General features: G+C 47.9%; 2 protein-coding genes. One reads left to right on the forward strand and one right to left on the reverse strand.

The window, feature by feature from the left end; all coding sequences use genetic code 11:
- Window positions 1-42: 42 nt before the first annotated feature.
- Window positions 43-1,218 carry a PilT/PilU family type 4a pilus ATPase gene (locus B3P58_RS17205; RefSeq protein WP_286719300.1) on the reverse strand — a complete coding sequence of 392 codons (1,176 nt, stop codon included), beginning with the start codon at window positions 1,216-1,218 and terminating at the stop codon, window positions 43-45.
- A gap of 32 nt (window positions 1,219-1,250) precedes the next feature.
- Here B3P58_RS17205 and B3P58_RS17210 point away from each other — a divergent pair.
- A partial coding sequence (locus B3P58_RS17210) for a hypothetical protein (protein ID WP_286719301.1) occupies window positions 1,251-1,450 on the forward strand: 200 nt, incomplete at its 3' end.

Here is a 1,450-nt window from a genome sequence, read left to right on the forward strand (position 1 = left end):
GGCCTTAAGGCCCGTTTTTATTGTCTGGGTGTATGCCGTTAATCAGGCATAAGCCTCTTTTTTACTATTGTCATCCATCAGGCTGAGTTCCAGCCCGGATGCTGCAGGAGTAGCGGCTTTTGGGGCCGTTTGTTTTATTGCTGCTGGCTTGGCTTCTGGCTTGTTGTCACCCAGTTTAATACGCAGGCGCAGGTTGTTTTCTGAGTCGGCGTTTTTCAGTGCCTGTTCAAGGGTAATCTTGCCCTGTTTATACAGATGGTAGAGTGCGCCATCAAAGGTTTGCATGCCGAGGTTTTCGGACTTGTTCATAATCTCTTTGATGGATGGGAAATCGCCTTTAATAATCAGATCTTCTACAGTTTTATTACCCAGCAGTACTTCCACGGCGGCAGCGCGTTTACCATCAACAGTGGGAATAAGACGCTGGGAAATAATCGCGCGTACATTCTGGCCAAGGCCTAATAAAATCTGATTGCGGCGCTCTTCCGGAAACATATTCACAATACGCTCAAAGGCCTGGTTGGCATTGTTCGCATGCAGAGTGGAAATGGCCAGATGACCGGTTTCGGCAAAGGCGAGGGCATGTTCCATGGTTTCGGCGTCGCGGATTTCACCAATCAGAATGACATCCGGTGCCTGACGCAGGGTATTTTTTAATGCCGCAGCATAGCTTTTGGTATCGGTGCCGACTTCTCGCTGGTTAATAACGCTTTTTTTGTGTTTGTGCACAAATTCAATCGGATCTTCGATGGTAATAATATGGCCGTAGGTAGTGGCGTTACGGTGATCAATCAGTGCCGCCAGTGAGGTGGATTTACCAGAACCGGTACCGCCGACAAACAGGATTAAACCACGCTTGGCAGTAATAACGTCTTTCAGAACCGGTGGCAGATTCAGCTGGGCAATATCGGGAATTTCAGTGTTGATATTGCGTGCCACCAGTGATACTTCGTGCTGCTGTTTGAATATGTTAATACGGAAGCGGCCGGATGAATTGGACATAGCCATATTCAGTTCCATTTCTTCTTCAAATTCCTGCCGTTGTGCCTCCGACATAATGGAATAGGCAATTTTTTCAATGTCGCCTGGCCCCAGCACGTCACGGCTGATGGGTTTTAACTGTCCCTGAAATTTCGCGCAAGGTGGAGCACCTTTGCTCAGGTAGAGGTCAGAGCCATCGTGTTTTGCCAGAAGGTGAAGCCAGTTTTCGATGCTCATGAGCACTCCTTATTTGCAACGCTTTGTATCTTTTGTTTACGGATTTTTACCCGGGTACGGATTTTCCGGAATTATCCGCCGATGGGAAAATACTAGCAGCTTGGCTGAACTGTCATTCAGCTATTATTGCGGCCTTGCTCACAGAATTACGTTGTAACAATGACAAAGGCTTCACAGAAAGGACCATTATTCCAGTGCAGGGCGGCAGGGTGATGTACGGCTGTGCTGTTTG

The organism is Thalassolituus sp. UBA2009 (assembly GCF_002335285.1).
Taxonomy (GTDB): Bacteria; Pseudomonadota; Gammaproteobacteria; order Pseudomonadales; family Oceanobacteraceae; genus Venatoribacter; species Venatoribacter alkanivorans.